20 protein-coding genes are annotated in these 17,298 nt (G+C 72.3%); 11 read left to right on the top strand and 9 right to left on the bottom strand.

Going from position 1 to position 17,298, the window contains the following annotated elements; all coding sequences use genetic code 11:
• Window positions 1-8: 8 nt before the first annotated feature.
• Window positions 9-317, bottom strand: coding sequence for an SHOCT domain-containing protein (locus BG418_RS16470; RefSeq protein ID WP_188274637.1), 309 nt, complete (start codon window positions 315-317; stop codon window positions 9-11).
• Window positions 318-486: 169 nt separating this feature from the next.
• Here BG418_RS16470 and BG418_RS16475 point away from each other — a divergent pair, with 169 nt between their 5' ends.
• Genes BG418_RS16475 through BG418_RS16485 form a run of 3 tightly spaced genes read left to right on the top strand, consistent with a single transcriptional unit; the run spans window position 487 to window position 2,564 of the window.
• Window positions 487-1,065, top strand: coding sequence for a TetR/AcrR family transcriptional regulator (locus tag BG418_RS16475; protein ID WP_188274638.1), 579 nt, complete (start codon window positions 487-489; stop codon window positions 1,063-1,065).
• Between the two features lie 39 nt (window positions 1,066-1,104).
• On the top strand, window positions 1,105-1,671 hold the full coding sequence (locus tag BG418_RS16480) for a DUF4865 family protein (RefSeq protein ID WP_188274639.1): 567 nt from the start codon (window positions 1,105-1,107) through the stop codon (window positions 1,669-1,671).
• 5 nt (window positions 1,672-1,676) lie between these two features.
• Complete coding sequence (locus tag BG418_RS16485; RefSeq protein ID WP_188274796.1) at window positions 1,677-2,564, top strand: phosphotriesterase; 888 nt, start codon at window positions 1,677-1,679, stop codon at window positions 2,562-2,564.
• A 13-nt stretch (window positions 2,565-2,577) separates the two neighbouring features.
• Here BG418_RS16485 and BG418_RS16490 read toward each other — a convergent pair whose 3' ends face one another.
• Window positions 2,578-3,792 (bottom strand): ROK family protein, encoded by a 1,215-nt coding sequence (locus BG418_RS16490; RefSeq protein ID WP_188274640.1) that lies wholly within the window; start codon window positions 3,790-3,792, stop codon window positions 2,578-2,580.
• Between the two features lie 161 nt (window positions 3,793-3,953).
• Between BG418_RS16490 and BG418_RS16495 the strand changes: the two genes are divergently transcribed.
• Both BG418_RS16495 and BG418_RS16500 read left to right on the top strand, forming a co-directional pair.
• On the top strand, window positions 3,954-5,165 hold the full coding sequence (locus BG418_RS16495; RefSeq protein ID WP_188274641.1) for an MFS transporter: 1,212 nt from the start codon (window positions 3,954-3,956) through the stop codon (window positions 5,163-5,165).
• Between the two features lie 113 nt (window positions 5,166-5,278).
• A complete protein-coding gene (locus BG418_RS16500) occupies window positions 5,279-6,022 on the top strand; it encodes a maleylpyruvate isomerase family mycothiol-dependent enzyme (RefSeq protein WP_188274642.1) in 744 nt (247 codons plus the stop codon).
• Window positions 6,023-6,128: 106 nt separating this feature from the next.
• On the opposite strand, the gene BG418_RS16505 is transcribed toward BG418_RS16500, so the two are convergent.
• A complete protein-coding gene (locus BG418_RS16505; protein ID WP_188274643.1) occupies window positions 6,129-6,530 on the bottom strand; it encodes a MarR family winged helix-turn-helix transcriptional regulator in 402 nt (133 codons plus the stop codon).
• 87 nt (window positions 6,531-6,617) lie between these two features.
• Between BG418_RS16505 and BG418_RS16510 the strand changes: the two genes are divergently transcribed.
• Both BG418_RS16510 and BG418_RS16515 read left to right on the top strand, forming a co-directional pair.
• The gene (locus BG418_RS16510; RefSeq protein WP_188274644.1) at window positions 6,618-8,099 is read left to right on the top strand and encodes an MFS transporter; all 1,482 of its coding nucleotides are present in this window, start codon (window positions 6,618-6,620) and stop codon (window positions 8,097-8,099) included.
• Window positions 8,100-8,172: 73 nt separating this feature from the next.
• Complete coding sequence (locus tag BG418_RS16515; RefSeq protein WP_188274645.1) at window positions 8,173-8,475, top strand: DUF6332 family protein; 303 nt, start codon at window positions 8,173-8,175, stop codon at window positions 8,473-8,475.
• Here the strand turns inward: BG418_RS16515 and BG418_RS16520 are convergent.
• The 3 genes from BG418_RS16520 to BG418_RS16530 are packed head-to-tail and all read right to left on the bottom strand — an operon-like array spanning window position 8,436 to window position 11,145.
• A complete protein-coding gene (locus BG418_RS16520; RefSeq protein ID WP_188274646.1) occupies window positions 8,436-9,101 on the bottom strand; it encodes a response regulator in 666 nt (221 codons plus the stop codon). The two genes, BG418_RS16515 and BG418_RS16520, sit on opposite strands and share 40 nt — an antisense overlap.
• Window positions 9,098-10,384 carry a sensor histidine kinase gene (locus BG418_RS16525; RefSeq protein ID WP_188274647.1) on the bottom strand — a complete coding sequence of 429 codons (1,287 nt, stop codon included), beginning with the start codon at window positions 10,382-10,384 and terminating at the stop codon, window positions 9,098-9,100. Before BG418_RS16525 ends, BG418_RS16520 begins: the two co-directional genes overlap by 4 nt.
• Before the next feature lie 59 nt (window positions 10,385-10,443).
• Window positions 10,444-11,145, bottom strand: a complete 702-nt coding sequence (locus tag BG418_RS16530) for a TetR/AcrR family transcriptional regulator (protein ID WP_188274648.1) — start codon at window positions 11,143-11,145, stop codon at window positions 10,444-10,446.
• A gap of 186 nt (window positions 11,146-11,331) precedes the next feature.
• On the opposite strand from BG418_RS16530, the gene BG418_RS16535 reads away from it, so the two are divergent.
• Complete coding sequence (locus BG418_RS16535) at window positions 11,332-11,799, top strand: nitroreductase family deazaflavin-dependent oxidoreductase (protein ID WP_398999059.1); 468 nt, start codon at window positions 11,332-11,334, stop codon at window positions 11,797-11,799.
• A gap of 49 nt (window positions 11,800-11,848) precedes the next feature.
• Here BG418_RS16535 and BG418_RS16540 read toward each other — a convergent pair whose 3' ends face one another.
• Window positions 11,849-13,081 carry a geranylgeranyl reductase family protein gene (locus BG418_RS16540; RefSeq protein ID WP_188274649.1) on the bottom strand — a complete coding sequence of 411 codons (1,233 nt, stop codon included), beginning with the start codon at window positions 13,079-13,081 and terminating at the stop codon, window positions 11,849-11,851.
• 171 nt (window positions 13,082-13,252) lie between these two features.
• Between BG418_RS16540 and BG418_RS16545 the strand changes: the two genes are divergently transcribed.
• Window positions 13,253-14,617 carry a dipeptidase gene (locus BG418_RS16545; protein ID WP_188274650.1) on the top strand — a complete coding sequence of 455 codons (1,365 nt, stop codon included), beginning with the start codon at window positions 13,253-13,255 and terminating at the stop codon, window positions 14,615-14,617.
• Window positions 14,618-14,731: 114 nt separating this feature from the next.
• Window positions 14,732-15,412 (top strand): MBL fold metallo-hydrolase, encoded by a 681-nt coding sequence (locus BG418_RS16550; RefSeq protein ID WP_188274651.1) that lies wholly within the window; start codon window positions 14,732-14,734, stop codon window positions 15,410-15,412.
• A 119-nt stretch (window positions 15,413-15,531) separates the two neighbouring features.
• Here the strand turns inward: BG418_RS16550 and BG418_RS16555 are convergent, their stop codons facing one another.
• Window positions 15,532-16,569 carry an NUDIX domain-containing protein gene (locus tag BG418_RS16555; RefSeq protein WP_188274652.1) on the bottom strand — a complete coding sequence of 346 codons (1,038 nt, stop codon included), beginning with the start codon at window positions 16,567-16,569 and terminating at the stop codon, window positions 15,532-15,534.
• 251 nt (window positions 16,570-16,820) lie between these two features.
• Between BG418_RS16555 and BG418_RS16560 the strand changes: the two genes are divergently transcribed.
• Complete coding sequence (locus BG418_RS16560) at window positions 16,821-16,997, top strand: hypothetical protein (RefSeq protein WP_188274653.1); 177 nt, start codon at window positions 16,821-16,823, stop codon at window positions 16,995-16,997.
• A 67-nt stretch (window positions 16,998-17,064) separates the two neighbouring features.
• Here BG418_RS16560 and BG418_RS16565 read toward each other — a convergent pair whose 3' ends face one another.
• On the bottom strand, window positions 17,065-17,250 hold the full coding sequence (locus tag BG418_RS16565; RefSeq protein ID WP_188274654.1) for a hypothetical protein: 186 nt from the start codon (window positions 17,248-17,250) through the stop codon (window positions 17,065-17,067).
• Window positions 17,251-17,298: the final 48 nt, after the last annotated feature.

A 17,298-nucleotide genomic window follows, 5' to 3' on the forward strand; every position in this document is an offset into this window, starting at 1 on the left:
GGCGACGGTCACTCCGCCCCGGCCTTCCCTCGACTGCCGAACTCCTCGTCCAGGACGGAGAGCCGGCGCCAGTACTCGTCCTCGTCGATCTCGCCCGCGGCGAACCGCCGGCCGAGCACGGCGAGCGGCGAGTGCTCGTCGACGCGCGGGCGGTCGCCGTAGGACCGGCGGTCCTCGAAGGGCGGCCGCCAGGGGCCGCGCCGCCCGCGCCACGCCGTGCGGCGCAGCACCGTCACGACCGTGAAGATCACGGCCGCCCACACGATCGGGAAGAAGAGGATCCAGGGTCCGGGCCCGTCGTATGCCAGCGTGTTCATCGCGGTTCAACTCCTCGGTAGCGACTGGTCTCGCACGCCTCGTTCTCGCGCTCCTTCGAGACTCCCGCCGAGGGGTGGCCCGGGTCGTCGTACAGCCAGCGGCTCTTGGCGTACCTCCCGGGGAGTAGACCGGCACGTGAGAACTGCTCTGGATTCTGTACCTACTCGTATGTACAGTACGAGCATGAGCACACCCGAGCGTCTGATCGAGGCCACCCGGGAGCTGCTGTGGGAGCGGGGCTACGTCGGCACCAGCCCCAAGGCCATCCAGCAGCAGGCGGGCGCGGGCCAGGGCAGCATGTACCACCACTTCGCGGGCAAGCCCGATCTGGCGCTGGCCGCGATCCGCCGCACCGCCGAGGAGCTGCGGGCCGCGGCCGAGGCCCAGTTGGAGACCGAGGGCACGGCGTACGAGCGGATCCGCGGCTATCTGCTGCGCGAGCGCGACGTCCTGCGCGGCTGCCCGGTGGGCCGCCTCACGATGGACCCGGACATCATCGCCAGCGACGAGCTGCGCGCGCCCGTGACGGAGATGATCGACTGGCTGCGCGGCCGACTCGCGCAGATCGTCCAAGAGGGCGTGGACGCGGGAGAGTTCACCACTTCCCTGGTCCCTGAGGAGATCGCGGCGACCGTGGTGGCGACGCTCCAGGGCGGCTATGTCCTGGCCCGCGCGTCCGGCTCGCCCGCCGCGTTCGACGCGGGCGTCCGGGGCCTGCTCGCGCTGCTCACACCGAGTACCACCTGACCTGCGCTTTTCCAAGCCGTACGACTCCAGGAGTACGTCATGCACGCCATGCAGTACGAGATCGTCCTGCCCGCCGACTACGACATGGACACCATCCGCACCCGGGTCGCCGCCCGGGGCCATGTGCTCGACGACTTCCCCGGGCTCGGCCTCAAGGCGTATCTGATGCGCGAACGCGGCACGGACTCACCCGTGAACTCGTACGCGCCCTTCTACCTCTGGAACACCCCCGAGGGCATGAACTCCTTCCTCTGGAACCCGCTCTTCCAGGGTCTCGTGGACACCTTCGGCCGGCCCGAGGTCCGGTACTGGACGGTCCTGTCGTACGAGGAGAACGCGCCCGGCACGCTCCCGGCGTCCGCGACACGCCTGCGCGTTCCGGTGCCGGACGGCATACCGCCGGCGGACTTCGTGGCCGAATCGCTGGACCGGACACCCGCTGAGGGCGCGGTGGCGAGCGCCGTCGTGATCGACCCCAGCCGCTGGGAGCTGGTCCACTTCACGCTGTGGGAGGGGAAGGCGCCGCAGGGTCCGGGCGACCGGTTCGAGGTGCTGCATCTGTCGGCGCCGGAGCGCGACAAGATGGCGGCGGGGAGGCAGTGGTGACGGAGATTCCTGTCGTCCGCACCGTGCGCGGCGATGTCATCGCCACCGACCTGGGAGTCGTGGACTCCCACGACCATCTCTTCATCCGGAGCCCGCTGTTGCCGGGCAAGGAGCTGGACGACGTCCGGGACGCGGGTACCAGGCTGGCCGCGTTCCGTGACCTGGGCGGCGGCACGGTGATCCAGTGGACGCCGCACGGGATGGGGCGCAAGGCGGACCAACTCCCGGACCTGTCAGCCAGGTTGGGCGTCCATGTCGTCGCCGCCACGGGCCTGCACCAGGCAGCCCACTACTCCCCCGAGTCACTCGCCTCACTGCGCGGATCGCTGGCCGGACTGTTCGTACGCGAGATCACCGAGGGCATCCACGGTACGGCGGTCCGGGCCGGTCTGATCAAGGTCGCGGGCGGGTTCCACGGTCTGGACGAACACGCCCGGCTCACGATGCGCGCGGCCGCCAAGGCGCATCGGCGCACGGGCGCGGCCATCGCCGTACACCTGGAGCTCGGGACCGGTGCGCTGGACGTACTCGACCTGCTCTGCGGGGAGTTGGAGGTCGCGCCCGACCGGGTGATCCTCGGCCACCTCAACCGCTCCCCCGACTTCACAGCCCACCGCCAGGCCGCCGAGGCGGGCGCCTACCTCGCCCTCGACGGCCCCTCCCGCACCAACCACGCCACGGACTGGCGCATGCCGGACGCGCTCAAGGCCTTGGCCGACGCGGGCTACGCGGACCGCCTCCTCCTTGGCGGCGACACGGTAACCCCGGACACACCCGGCATGCCCCACCTCCTGCGCCGCGTCCGCCCACGACTCGAACTCACCCTGGGCAAGGAGCTGGTGGAACAGATTCTGATCGGGAATCCGCCGGGGGCGTTCGGGTTGCGGGTGTAGGGGGCTCGCGCCCTCAACCCAACGCCGCCAGCGGATCGTCCAGCACCGGCTGCCACGCCAACTCGGCCGCTCCCACCAGGCTGTTGTGGTCGAGGGAGCAGGCCAGGATCGGGACGCCGCCGCTGCGGCCCCATAGGCTGCGGTCGGCTACTACCGCCCGTAGGCGGTCGGGGTCGGCTTCCAGGAGGGCCTTGTGGAGGCCGCCGAGGATGATGCGGTCGGGGTTGAGGATGTTGACGAGGCCCGCGAGGCCCAGGCCCAGGCGGTCGATCAGCTCCTCGGCGGCGTGGCGCACCGAGACGTCGTCGTACTCCGTGCGCAGCAGTTCACGAGACTGTTCGAGGAGCGAGACCTCGGGGCCGGGGTCGCGGCCCGCCGTCGACAGGAAGGCGAGCGGGTCGGTCTCGACGTCCAGGCAGCCGCGGCCGCCGCAGTAGCAGGGGCGGCCCTCGGGGTTGACCGTGAGGTGGCCGACCTCCAGGGCGAGGCCCGAACTCCCGGTGTGCAGACGGCCGTCGAGGACGAGCGCGCCGCCGACGCCCCGGTGTCCGGTGGCGACGCAGAGCAGATGCGCCGCGCCCCGCCCGGCGCCGTGGCGGTGTTCGGCGAGGGCCGCGAGGTTGACGTCGTTGCCGGTGAAGGCGGGGCCTTCGATGCCCGCCGCCCGTACCTGCTCGGCGAAGATCTCGCGGACCGGGGCCCCGGCCGGCCAGGCCAGGTGCAGCGGGTTGAGCGCGGTGCCGTCGGGCTCGGCGACCGCCGACGGCACCGCGAGACCCGCGCCGACACAGCGCAGCCCGCTGCCGCGCAGCAGTTCGGCGCCCGCCGCCACGACTTCGCCGAGTACCTGCGCCGGGTCGGCGGAGACGGTGACGCAGCCGGGCGCGGTGGCGACCGTACGGCCGCCCAGGCCCACGAGCGCGGCGCGGAATCCGTCGGCGTGCACCTGGGCGGCGAGGGCGACGGGGCCGGAGTCGTTGACCGCGAGGCGGTGCGAGGGGCGGCCCTGGGATCCGGCGGCCGCGCCGGGCCGTGAGTCGACCTGGATGAGTCCGAGTGCTTCGAGTTCGGCGGCGACCGCTCCGGCCGTCGCGCGGGTGACGCCCAGTTCGGCGGTGAGGACGGCGCGGGTGGGCGCGCGGCCGGTGTGGACCAGTTCGAGCGCGGGGCCGAGTGCCCCACGGCCCCTGTCCAGCCTCGTCTTGGTGTGCGTCGCCTTGCCGTTCATGGGGGCGAGTCTCCCATGATCCAGGACGGAGGCCGCCCTTCCGGCCGTTGCCCCGGTCACACATCGGCCACCGCCCGTCGACCTGGCAGCCGCCATACCGCCGGATCCACGCGCGCGTTACCGGCTTGTCCCCGACGGCCGCCGCCCCCTATCCTGAGTTTGTGCCGCTACTAAACAAAGTCCGGACGGCCGCCTCGGGGGAACCTGGCGCGGAGACCGCCGCACCCTCCCTGTCCCGCCTCCGCACCGCCCTGACCGTGTTCTTCGCCCTCGACGGATTCCTCTTCGCCGGGTGGGTGGTCCGGATTCCGGCCATCAAGCAGCAGACCGGCGCCTCGGCCGGTGACCTCGGCCTCGCCCTGCTCGGCGTCTCGGCGGGAGCCGTGGTGACGATGGTGCTCACCGGACGGCTCTGCCGCCGCTTCGGCAGCCATCCGGTCACCGTCGCCTGCGCCGCGCTGATGGCGCTGGGCATCGCGCTGCCGCCGCAGACCCACTCCGCGCTCGCGCTCGGCTCGGTACTGCTGCTCTTCGGTGCCGCATACGGCGGTATCAACGTGGCCATGAACAGCGCGGCCGTCGACCTCGTGGCCGCGCTGCGGCGCCCGGTGATGCCGGGCTTCCACGCCGCGTACAGCCTCGGCGGCATGCTCGGCGCGGGCGTCGGCGCACTGGTCGCGGGCAGCCTCTCCCCCACCACGCATCTGCTCGCGCTCACCGGGTTCGGCCTGCTGGTCACCGCCTTCGCCGGACCGGCGCTGCTGCGTCACCCGGCACCGGCGCACGCCGACACCCCGCACGCCCAGGGGCGGCGCCTGGACGGACGGGCCCGCCGCCTGGTGCTCCTGTTCGGCGTGATCGCGCTGTGCACGGCGTACGGGGAAGGCGCCATGGCCGACTGGGGCGCGCTCCATCTGGAGCAGGACCTCGACGCCGCGCCCGGGGTCGCCGCCATCGGCTACTCCCTCTTCGCCCTGGCCATGACGGCGGGCCGGCTCAGCGGCACCACTCTGCTCGAACGGCTCGGCCAGACCCGCACGCTGGTCGCGGGCGGCACGACGGCCGCCGCCGGAATGCTGCTCGGCGCGCTCGCCCCGACCGTATGGCTCGCGCTCGCCGGTTTCGCGGTGATGGGTCTCGGCCTCGCCAACATCTTCCCGGTCGCGGTGGCCCGCGCGGGCGCGCTGGCCGGACCCGGTGGGGTCGCCGCCGCGTCGACGCTCGGCTACGGCGGCATGCTCCTCGGCCCGCCCGCCATCGGCTTCCTGGCCCAGTGGTCGTCGCTGCCGATCGCGCTGACCACGGTCGCCGTACTGTCGGCGGCGGCCGCGCTCATCGGATACGGCTCGCGGCACGCCACGGCCGGGGTGTGACGAGAAGGTCGTACACGGCCAGCACATGACGGATCGTCATGTTCCGCATGGCGCGTGACGGGGAGCACTGCGTAGAGCAGACCGCACGCCCGTCCCGCTGGCAGAATTTCGACATGGACACCGCAGAACTCATCGACATCCTCGGCCGCGAGGGCCGGTTGCTGGCCGAGGCCGCCGCCTCGGCCGGCCCGGACGCCACCGTCCCCACCTGCCCCGACTGGCAGGTACGGGACCTGGTACGGCACACGGGCACCGTGCATCGCTGGGCCACCACCTACATCGTCGAGTGCCTCACCGAGTTCCACCCCGCCCCCGAGGAGCCCGACCTCGACGGCGCCGAACTCCTTGCCTGGTTCCGCGAGGGCCACAGCGCGCTCGTCGACGCACTCGCCGAGGCTCCCGAGGATCTTGCGTGCTGGCACTTCATGCCCGCGTCGTCGCCGGTGGCGTTCTGGGCCCGTCGCCAGGCGCACGAGACGGCGATCCACCGGGTGGACGCCGAGTCCGCGCGGGGCGGTGAACTCACCCTTCCCACCCCGGAGTTCGCCGCCGACGGCATCGACGAGCTGCTGTGCCAGTTCCACGCCAGGGAGAAGAGCCGGGTGCGCACGCGCACCCCGCAGGTGCTGCGCGTACGGCCGACGGACACGGACGCGGTGTGGACGGTGCATCTGTCGGACGGGGTGCCGCGCACGGTCCGCGACGACGACGGCGCCGCCGACTGCGAGCTGAGCGGCGCGGCGTACGAGCTCTATCTGACGCTGTGGAACCGTAGGCCGCTCTCATCCGTTGCCCTTGCGGGCGACGCGTCGCTCGCCGAACTGTGGCGCGACAACTCGGCCATCGTCATGCGGTAGCAGCCGCGAGCGGTCGCACGACGCCAGAAGGGCCGGTCCACCAGAGCAGTTGCCAGGAGGGCCGGCCCCTTGGCGCCGAGCGCATGGACCGGTCCACGAACGGTCCCTACGCGGCCCGCTCCGCCAACATGCGCGCCAGCACTGCCCGCTGCAACGGCCGCACCTCGGCATGCCGCGTCCGGCCCGCGTCCGTGATCGCGACCCGGACGCCCCGCCGGTCCTCGCTGCACATCCCGCGTGTCACCAGGCCCACCTTCTCCAGCCTGCCGATCAGGCGGGACAGCGCGCTCTGACTGAGATGGACGCGCGCGGAGAGTTCCTGCACGCGGTAGGCCTCATGACCGTCCTCCGCGCACCCTTCGACGAGGACGTCGAGCACCTCGAAGTCGCTCGCACCGATCCCGTACTGATGCAGCTCGCGATCGAGCTCGCACGTCGTGCGCGCGTGCACCGCGAGGATGCCGCGCCACTCGTCCACGAGCATGCGCTCGGACTTCTTGGCCGCCATGTCCGCACGTTAGCAGAGAAGACGGGCTTTGTTGCATCGGAATTAAATGCGTTTGCACCTCATGCATGTGCATGTACTGTCCTCCGCATGACCACTCCGCTCAACGCCCCGTCCACCCAAGAGCGTTGGAGTCCCCGACTGTGGGGAACCCTCCTGGTGCTCTGCGCCGCGATGTTCCTGGACGCCCTCGACGTCTCCATGGTCGGCGTCGCACTGCCCTCGATCGCCACCGATCTGCACCTCACCACGTCGACGCTCCAGTGGATCGTCAGCGGCTACATCCTCGGCTACGGCGGTCTGCTGCTGCTCGGCGGACGCGCCGCCGACCTGATGGGCCGCCGCCAGGTCTTCCTCATCGCGCTCGGCGTCTTCGCGCTGGCCTCGCTGCTGGGCGGACTCGTCGACTCCGGGCCGCTGCTGATCGCCAGCCGCTTCATCAAGGGCCTCAGCGCCGCGTTCACCGCGCCCGCCGGCCTCTCGATCATCACCACCACGTTCAAGGAGGGCCCGCAGCGCAACCGCGCGCTCTCCATCTACACCACCTGCGCCGCCACCGGCTTCTCCATGGGCCTGGTCCTGTCCGGTCTGCTCACCGAGCTCAGCTGGCGCTGGACCATGCTGCTGCCGGCCCCGGTCGCGCTGATCGCCCTGTTCGCGGGCCTCAAGCTCATCCCGCGCAGCGCCCGCCCCGAGGGCAAGCGCCACTACGACGTACCGGGCGCCGTCACCGGCACCGGCTCGATGCTGCTCCTCGTCTACACCGTCGTGCAGGCACCCGAGGTCGGCTGGGCCTCCGCCCGTACGCTCCTGTCGTTCCTCGCCGTCGCCGTGCTGCTGACCGTGTTCGTCCGTATCGAGCAGCGCACCGCCAGCCCGCTCATCCGACTCGGCGTGCTCCGCTCCGGGGCCCAGGTGCGCACCCAGCTGGGCGCGGCCGCGTTCTTCGGCTCGTACGTCGGATTCCAGTTCATGGTCACCCAGTACATGCAGTCGGTCCTTGAGTGGTCCGCGCTGCAGACCGCGCTCGCCTTCCTGCCCGCCGGTGTGCTCGTCGCGCTCTCCTCGGTGGGGATCGGCTCGATCGTGGACCGCTTCGGTACGCCGAGGATCCTCGCCGTCGGCTTCGCGTCGCTGGTCGTGGCGTACGCGCTGTTCCTGCGCATCAGCCTGACTCCGCAGTACGCGGCCGTCATCCTGCCGTCGATGCTGCTGCTCGGCGCAGCCTGCGCGCTCGTCTTCCCCTCGCTCAACATCCAGGCCACCACCGGCGTGGACGACAGCGAGCAGGGCATGGTCTCGGGGCTGCTGAACACCTCGATCCAGGTGGGCGGCGCGATCTTCCTGGCCGTGGTGACCGCCGTGATCACGGCGGGCCACAAGGGCGATTCGCCGCAGGCCATGCTGGACAGTTTCCGGCCGGGTCTGTGGGTCGTCACCGGCATCGCGTTCGCCGGACTCCTCATCACCCTGACCGGTCTGCGCACCCGGCCCGACCGCCCGACGCTGGTGGTCGCGGCCTCGGACGCGGTCGCGACGCCCGAGCCCGCGAAGGTCGCCGTACGCGACTGACGCGCCCACGGGGGGAGATGCGGCCGACGGGTGCTTCTTGCCCGTCGGCCGCATCTGTGCGGACACTTCTCCCATGGGGAACCGGAGCCGGGCCGACCGCGATGCCGTCACCGTCGAGATCGGCTACGCCGTGGTGACCGCCCTGTTGGGGGCGTTCCTCGCGTTCGGGGCCGTCGCCGGACCCGTCTTCACCTTCGAACTGCGCCATCCCGCCCGGGGGTTGCTGCTCCTCGCGGGCACGGCCGCCGCCGTCCTCGTCTTCGTCAGCCGGACCGTACACGTCCTGTGGCGCTTCTCGTACGCGGGTGAGAACCGCCGGGGAGAGCGCCGCCGGAATCAGCCGAGCCAGCCCGGCCGGACCAGGCCCGACTCATAGGCCAGGACGACCAGTTGGGCCCGGTCGCGGGCGCCGAGCTTGACCATGGTGCGGCTCACATGGGTCTTGGCGGTGAGCGGGCTGACGACCAGGCGCCGGGCGATCTCCTCGTTGGACAGGCCCATCCCGACCAGCGCCATCACTTCGCGCTCCCGCTCGGTCAGGTGGCTCAGACTCTCGGCCGTGGCCGGTTCCTTGGAGCGGGCCGCGAACTCGGCGATGAGCCGCCGGGTCACCCCCGGCGAGAGCAGCGCGTCCCCGTGCACCACGGCCCTTACGGCACGCAGCAGTTCCTCCGGCTCGGTGTCCTTGACCAGGAACCCGGAGGCACCGGCGCGGATCGCCTCGAAGACGTACTCGTCTAGCTCGAACGTGGTGAGCATGACCACCTTCACCGCCGCGAGCTCCTCGTCGCCGGTGATGAGGCGGGTGGCGGCGAGCCCGTCGAGGCGCGGCATGCGGATGTCCATCAGCACGACGTCGGGCCGCAGTTCGCGCACCCCGCCCACCGCCTCCTCGCCGTCGGCGGCCTCGCCCACCACCTCGATGTCCGGCTGGGCGTCCAGCAGCGCCCGGAACCCGGCCCGGACCAGCGACTGGTCGTCGGCGAGCAGTACGCGGATCACGGTGTCTCCCTGGGTGCGGTACGGGTGAGCGGGAGCCGGGCGACCACGCGGAAGCCGCCGTCCGGGCGCGGGCCCGCCTCGATGGTGCCGCCGAGCGCGGCGGCCCGCTCCCGCATGCCGATCAGCCCGTTCCCGGAGCCGCCCGCGTCGCCCGGCGCGGCCGGTCCGTCGTCGTCGACGCGCAGTTCGAGCATGCCCGGCGTGTATCCGACCCCGACCCGGGCGGTACGGGAGCCGGAGTGGCGCACCACGTTGGTCAGCGCCTCCTGGACGATACGGAACGCGGCCAGATCGGCCCCGGGCGGCAGGTTCCTGCGTACGCCGGTGGTCTCGGTCTCGACGGTGAGCCCGGCGGCCGCGGCCTGTTCGACGAGTTCGGGCAGGCGGTCCAGGCCGGGAGCGGGCGAGCGGGGCGCGTCTCCCGGGGCGCGCAGCGTGTCCAGGACCTGGCGGACCTCACCGAGCGCTTCCTTGCTGGCCGACTTGATGGTGGTCAGCGCGGTGCGCGCCTGTTCCGGGTCGGAGTCGAGCAGTGCGAGGCCCACGCCCGCCTGGACGTTGATGACCGAGATGCTGTGCGCGAGCACATCGTGCAACTCCTGGGCGATCCGCAGCCGCTCCTCGTCGGCGCGCCGCCGGTTGGCGGCCGCCCGCTCGGCCCCGGCCCTGGCCCACTGCTCACGTCGTACGCGCATGAGCTCGGCGACCGCCAGGACCGCCAACACCCAGGCGGTGACGGCAAGTTCCTGCCCCCAGGGCGCGGCCCGGTCGCCCTGCGGGGGCAGCCAGCGGTAGAGCCAGTGGGCGACGAGGAGATGGCCGAGCCAGAGCATCCCGACCGCCGCCCACGCGGCCCGGCGGTGCCCGGCGACGATCGCCGCGAAGCAGCCGACGGCCACGGCGATCAGGATCGGCCCGTACGGGTAACCGGCGCCCAGATAGACCATGGTGGCGCCCGCCGTACCGAAGACGGCGAGCACGGGGTGGCGGCGGCGCAGCAGGAGCACAGCGCAAGCCGCGACGATGAGCAGCCGCGCGAAGACGTCGAGCGGGGCGCGATCGGGCTGGCCGTGCGCGGCGAAGCCGGAGCCTGCCATGACGAACACGGTCAGCAGGATGGTCGACACCCACGGCAGCCGGGACCGCCCGTCGGCCCCCACCGCGCGGCCCGGACCCCAGGCCCCCGCGCCCCCGAACCGCGCCCAGGGCGGCAGAGGCGGCGCCTCCCGGGGCCGGGCCGGGGCACCGCAGCGGGCGGGGCGCGGTGGCTGCTGCTGTTCCATACCGGCCACGCTAGCCCCGTGCCTGCGGCGCGGGCGTCAGCCCGGCGTGGTGATCACGGCTACTCCCCGGGGAGTACCAGCCCGACCGTGGCCGCGAGCCCGGCGGCCGCGTGCCCGAAGAACGCGTCCCGCTCCTCGACGACCCGATGGAACTGGCCGAACAGCTCGAACGAGATCAGCCCGAACAGCTGCGACCAGGCGGCCACCAGCGCGACGGCGGCCGCCGGGGGCAGCTCGGGGGCGAACTCCGCCGCCATCCGCTCCGCCTCCGCGCGCAGCTCGGGCGCGAGCTTGGGCACCGCGACGCCCCGGCCCCGGTGGGCGTCGCTCACGATCGAGATCAGCACGAACCCGACCCGTCCGGCGGGAGCGATCGTGGTCTGGGGCGCGGTGTAGCCGGGGACGGGCGAGCCGTAGATCAGCGCGTACTCATGGGGGTGGGCGAGCGCCCAACCACGCACGGCCCGACAGACGGCGACCCAGCGCTGAGCCGGTGGCTGAGCGGGATCCGCGTCGGCGAGGGCGCGCTCGGCGGCTTCGCCCACGGCGTCGTACGCGTCGACGATGAGCGCGGTCAGCAGGTCGTCGCGGCTGGGGAAGTAGCGGTAGAGAGCGGAGGACACCATGCCGAGCTCGCGGGCGACGGCGCGCAGCGAGAGCTTCGCCGCACCCTCGGCGGCGAGCTGTTTTCTCGCCTCGTCCTTGATCGCGGCGGTGATCTCGGTACGTGCGCGGGCTCGGGCGCCCTTGACGGTGCTCATGGGGGCATTCTGCCATCGGCGAGAGCGGTGCCCAAGAACGAGAGCACTGATCCGGCCAGAGATCTCTGCACAAATTCGAGAGCACTGCTCTTGCTTTGGATCACCGATCGCGCGCACACTGCTCTCAAGCGAGAGCACTGCTCTCGAAATGCCGAGAGCGCCGCTCTCCCAAACGCAGGGGTTCCCATGTCGTCGCAGCCGATGCCGTCGCAGCCGTACTACCTCAAGGGCAGCAGCTTCACCATCCGGATGAACAGCGCCATCGGCTGGCTCGCCCGCCACGGCCTCAGCCTGGCCGGCACCGCCGAGCTCTCCGTACGCGGCCGCAAGAGCGGCAAGATGCAGCGCGTACCGGTCAACCCGCACACGTACGAGGGCGCGCAGTACCTCATCTCGGCGCGCGGGCACTCGCAGTGGGTGCGCAACATGCGGGCGGCGGGCGGCGGCGAGCTGCGGGTCGGCCGCAAGATCCGCGCCTTCACGGCCGTGGAGATGTCGGACAGCGAGAAGACCGCCGTCCTGCGCACCTACCTGGAGCGCTGGGGGTGGGAGGTCAACCAGTACTTCCAGGGCGTCACCGCGAAGTCGAGCGACGACGAACTGCTCGCCGCCGCGCCCGACCACCCGGTCTTCCGCATCACCGTCGACGCCTGAGCGGGACCCGGCCTCCCGGGCCCCCGTCCGGTCTTCCTACGAGGTCCCCCTACGAGCTGCGGCGGTCCACCGCGTCCAGCACGCGCCGCGCCATCGGATGCGTACGCACCAGACCGGCCAGCGTCGTCGAGCCCCGGGTGATGTCGGCGAACGCCTTCCACGCCGGGCGGAAGCCGGTGATCGCGGCGTGCAGCATCGCCGGGCGCTTCTCGAAGAGCGTCAGCATCCGGCGGCCCACGCCCATCTCGACGCCGAGGCCCGCCTTGATGGCGAAGGCGTAGTTCAGCGCCTGGCGCCGGGCGTCCACCGCGTCCTGCGACTCCGCGATCCGCACCGCCCACTCGCCCGCGAGCCGTCCTGAGCGCAGCGCGAACGAGATGCCCTCGCGGGTCCACGGCTCAAGCAGCCCCGCCGCGTCCCCGCACACCAGCACCCGGCCGCGGGAGAGCGGCGAGTCGTCGCTGCGGCACCGGGTCAGATGCCCGGACGAGACGGCGGGCTCGAACCCGGCCAGGCCGAGCCGGGCGATGAAGTCCTCCAGATACCGCTTGGTCCCGGCGCCCTCGCCGCGCGCGGAGATCACGCCGACCGTGAGCGTGTCGCCCTTGGGGAAGACCCAGCCGTAACTCCCGGGAATCGGGCCCCAGTCGATGAGCACCCGGCCCGCCCAGTCCTCGGCGACCGTCGCGGGCACCGGGATCTCGGCCTCCAGGCCCAGGTCCACCTGGTCGAGCTTGACGCCGACATGGGCTCCTATCCGGCTGGCGCTGCCGTCCGCGCCGACGACCGCGCGCGCGAGGACGGTCTCTCCGCCGGCCAGCACCACCGCGACCGTGCGCCGGTCGGGGACGGCCGAGCCGTGCTGCTCGACCCGCTGGACGGTGACCTGGGTGCGCAGCTCGGCGCCCGCCTTCTGGGCCGCCTCGACCAGACCGGCATCGAACTCCGGCCGGTTGATGAGCCCGAAGAGCATCTGCTTGGAGCGGCGCGTGCGCGTGAGGCGGCCGTTCAGCGAGAACGTGACCGCGTGCACCCGCTCCTTCAGGGGCAGTTCGAACCCGGGCGGCAGCGCGTCCCTCGACGGTCCGATGATGCCGCCGCCGCAGGTCTTGTAGCGGGGCAGCTCGGCCTTCTCCAGGAGGAGCACCCGGCGGCCCGCGACGGCCGCCGCGTAGGCCGCCGAGGCGCCCGCGGGCCCGGCGCCGACCACGACGACATCCCACACGGGCGCCGTCCCCGGCTCGCCGTGCTGCGTCCCGGCATCTGCGTTCTCGCTGCTCACGATGTGCTTCTGCTCCCGATCCGACCCGTGGCCATGCTGATGACCGCATCCTACGGCGCGGTAGGTCCCGCTCCACCGTGTGGGAGGATCGGCCATACCTTCGTAGTACATACACGTGCGCGTACGTACGCGTTCACGTACTTCAACGTCGCACCCACGAGGAGCGTGCCCATGACCGCGAATCCGATCGCCGAGACCGTCGCCTCTCTCATGCCCCGCGCACAGGCGGAGCTCACGGAACTGGTGGCGTTCCAATCGGTGGCGGACGAGGCAGTGGCGCCCAGGAGCGAGTGCGAGGCGGCCGCCGCCTGGGTCGCCGGGGCACTGCGCGCCGAGGGCTTCCAGGATGTGGCCCTGCTCGACACCCCGGACGGGTCCCAGTCGGTCTACGGCTTCCTGCCCGGCCCGGCCGACGCGCCGACCGTTCTGCTGTACGCGCACTACGACGTACAGCCGATGCTGGACGAGTCCGCCTGGCTGAGCCCGCCGTTCGAGCTCACCGAGCGCGACGGCCGCTGGTACGGGCGCGGCGCCGCCGACTGCAAGGGCGGCTTCATCATGCACCTCCTCGCGCTGCGCGCGCTGAAGGCCAACGGTGGCGTCCCGGTCTCGGTGAAGGTCATCGTCGAGGGCTCGGAGGAGCAGGGCACGGGCGGTCTGGAGCGGTACGCCGAGGCGCACCCCGACCTGCTCACCGCCGACGCCATCGTCATCGGCGACACCGGCAACTTCCGTGTCGGCCTGCCCACGGTCACCGCGACCCTGCGCGGGATGACGATGATCCGGGTGAGCATCGAGACGCTCGAAGGCAACCTGCACTCGGGCCAGTTCGGCGGCGCGGCGCCCGACGCGCTGGCCGCGCTGATCCGCGTACTGGACTCGCTGCGGGACGAGAACGGGCAGACGGTCGTCGACGGGCTCGCCGCCGACTCGGCGTGGGACGGACTCCAGTACCCGGAGGCCGAGTTCCGCAAGGACGCCAAGGTGCTCGACGGGGTCGACCTGCCCGGCACCGGCACGGTCGCCGACCGTATCTGGGCGCGTCCGGCCGTCACGGTGGTCGGCATCGACTGCCACCCGGTGGCGGGTGCGACGCCGTCCATCCCGGCGAGCGCGCGGGCGCAGATCAGCCTGCGGGTGCCGCCGGGCGTGGACGCGGCCGAGGCCACCAAGCTGCTGTACGCGCACATCGAGAAGAACGTGCCGTGGAACGCGCGGGTCTCCTTCGAGCAGGTCGGCCAGGGCCAGGCGTTCCGGGCGGACATCACCAGCCCGGCGTACACCTCGATGGCCGAGGCCATGCGGATCGCCTACCCGGGCGAGGAGATGCAGTCCTCCGGCATGGGCGGCTCGATCCCGCTCTGCAACACCCTCGCCGCGCTCTACCCGCAGGCCGAGATCCTGCTGATCGGGCTGAGCGAGCCGGAGGCGCAGATCCACGCGGTGAACGAGAGCGTGTCGCCGCAGGAGCTGGAGCGGCTGTCGGTCGCCGAGGCGCACTTCCTGGTCAACTACGCGCGCTCCAAGCAGTCCTGACGGTTCATCACCTCTGTTCCGCCCGGAGTGTGACGACCCCCGTCACGCTCTGGGCGGAATCGCGCAGAGCGTAGATCCATGCCGTGTGCGGCGGGCGCGACGTACGTTCGCCGTATGGATCTCGTACAGGTGACGTCGCAGCTGCACATGTTCCGCTTCCCGATCGGCCAGGCGTATCTGTGGCAGGACGGGGACGAGTTGACGCTGGTGGACGCGGGTGACGTCAACGCCGCCGCGCCCATCGAGGAGGCGATTCGCGGCCTCGGGCTCGACCCGGCCGCGATCCGCCGGATCGTGATCACACACGGCCACAACGACCATTACGGGGCGGCCGGCGAGCTGGCCGAGCGGTACGGGGCCGAGGTGATCGCCCATCGGCTGGACGCGCCGGTGATCCGGGGCGAGCGGCCGAGGGCGGACCCGGTTCTGCTGGACTGGGAACTTCCGCTGTGGGAGCACGCGTTGACGGTTCCGGAGGCACCGTCGACCAGGGTCGACCGCGAGGTCGAGGACGGGGACGTGCTCGACTTCGGCGGCGGCGCCGTCGTGGTCCACTCCCCCGGCCACACCGACGGCTCGATCGGCATCCATCTCCCGCGCCACGGCGTGCTGTTCACGGGCGACTGCGTGGCCGGGGTGGGCCAGGTGATGCTGGGCGTCTTCAACGTGGACCGGGCGCAGGCCCAGGCCTCGTTCCGGCGGCTCGCCGCCCTCGCCCCGTCCGTGGCGTGCTTCGGCCACGGGGACCCGCTGACGACGGACGCGGCGAAGGTGCTGACGGAGGCGTCTGCCTGAGCGGGCGCGCGGGTGCCGGCCGGTGCGTCCCAGGCGACCGCCTGACGCGGGGCACGCGGGTGCTGACCGAAGCGTCCCGGGCGACCGCCTGACCGGGGCGCGCCCACACCCGACGCCCCTCACCCCACCGGCACCCCCGCCTCCAGGTTGAACACGGTCGACTTCTCCCGGGCCCGCAGCGCCCAGCGGAGCCGTTCGTAGCGGGCGGGCGGCAGCAGATGAGCGGCCTCCTCCTCGCCGACGAACCGCCAGCCACGCAGCTCCGAGCCCGGCAGCCGCACTTGCCCGGCGTCGGCGAGATCGAGCCGTCCGCCGTCGAAGAGCAGCCGCAGCCCGCCGTATCTGGGGGGCGTCGGCGGCTCCCAGTCGACGACGAGGAGGCGGGGCACCCGGTCGAGCCGTATGCCGATCTCCTCCTCGACCTCGCGCATGCCCGCGCGGGCGGGCGCCTCGCCGCGTTCGACGACGCCCCCGGGGAACTCCCAGCCCGGCTTGTACGTCGGGTCCACCAGGAGCACCCGGTCGCTCTCGTCGAAGAGCAGTACTCCGGCGGCGAGGGTCTCGGCCGTGGGCTCCGGCGTCTGGACGATCTCGCAGGCGCGGGCCGCTCCGCTGCGTACGGCCTCGGCGATGAGTTCGGCGGTGCGGCGCGGGGTGAGGGCGCCGTTGTCGACGACGTGGGCGTCCTCGGTGAGCCAGCCGAGGGCCGCGCGATAGGGCGCGATGTGCTCGTACGCCCACTGACGGCAGCGCTCGCTGGCCTCGGGGTCGTCGGGCACTTCGACGCGGGCGGCGATTCGGTCGCGCAGGATCGTTTCCTCAAGCGTAAGAAGCACATGCCGTACGGATATACGGCGGGAGGCGAGCCCGCCGAAGATCTCGTCGCGGTACTCCTGCCGCAGCAGCGACATGGGCACCACGAGGACCCCGCCGACCTCGGCGAGCAGCGCGGCCGCGCCGTCGACGACGAGGCGGCGCCAGATCGGCAGGTCCTGGTAGTCGCCGACCTCGGCGAGTCGTTTCTGCGGCAGCAGATGCCGCAGCACGCCGCCGATCACCTCGGGGTCGTACAAGGTGCTGTTCGGGATCAGGTCGACCAGTTCGCGCGCGGTGCTGGTCTTGCCCGCGCTGAACGCACCGTTGATCCAGACGATCACGGTTCCCCCTCTTCCGTAGCCCCCAGTGGATTGCCCGCAACAGAGTGCCACGGAAACCCCCGGGGGGAACCGGGCGCCCTGATCTTGCCCACAACTGTGGCGATGCTGTTGCACGTTGAACGCGCCGTTCCGGCCGCGCGGCACGTCCTTACCAGCGGAGCACCGGCCACGGGGGGCCCACGGGGGGCCGTAACGCACGCGGTGGGGACATCGTTGTGCGAGTGCCGGAAGAAAACGAGGGGGTGCGACGAATGCGTCGTACAGTGCTGGAACGCTTTCCCGCCGGCGGCCCGCGCGGCAGCTGGCCCGCCGAGGAGTTCGCCCGGGACCGCCGTAACGAGGGCGTGGCGGCGGAGGTCGTGATGGACCTGGAGTCGGACGCGTTCCTGGTCGTGGTGCGACAGTACGTACCGGAGGCGGTGGGCTGAGCCGCGCCCCCGGCTACCGGTAGTGCGTCGGGGCGTCCGCCCGGGCGGACGCCCCCTCGCCGCGGCATCAGGCGAGCTGCGGTGCCACCTCCGCCGCGACCCACTCCATGGCCTTCTCGACCTGCTCGGCCGCGACAGGCAGCCACAGGGTGCAAGCGGTGAGCCCTGCCTCGGCGAGCCGGCCGAGGTCGTCGACGACACTCGCCGCGGTGGGCTCGGCGCCACCGAGCGGCCGCCCCGGTGGCGGAGCCACCGCGGGGACACCGGGCGGCGTGAGGAACGCGGCCGAAGCGAGCGTCAG

Source organism: Streptomyces sp. CBMA152 (assembly GCF_014596475.1).
In the GTDB taxonomy this organism is placed as follows: Bacteria; Actinomycetota; Actinomycetes; order Streptomycetales; family Streptomycetaceae; genus Streptomyces.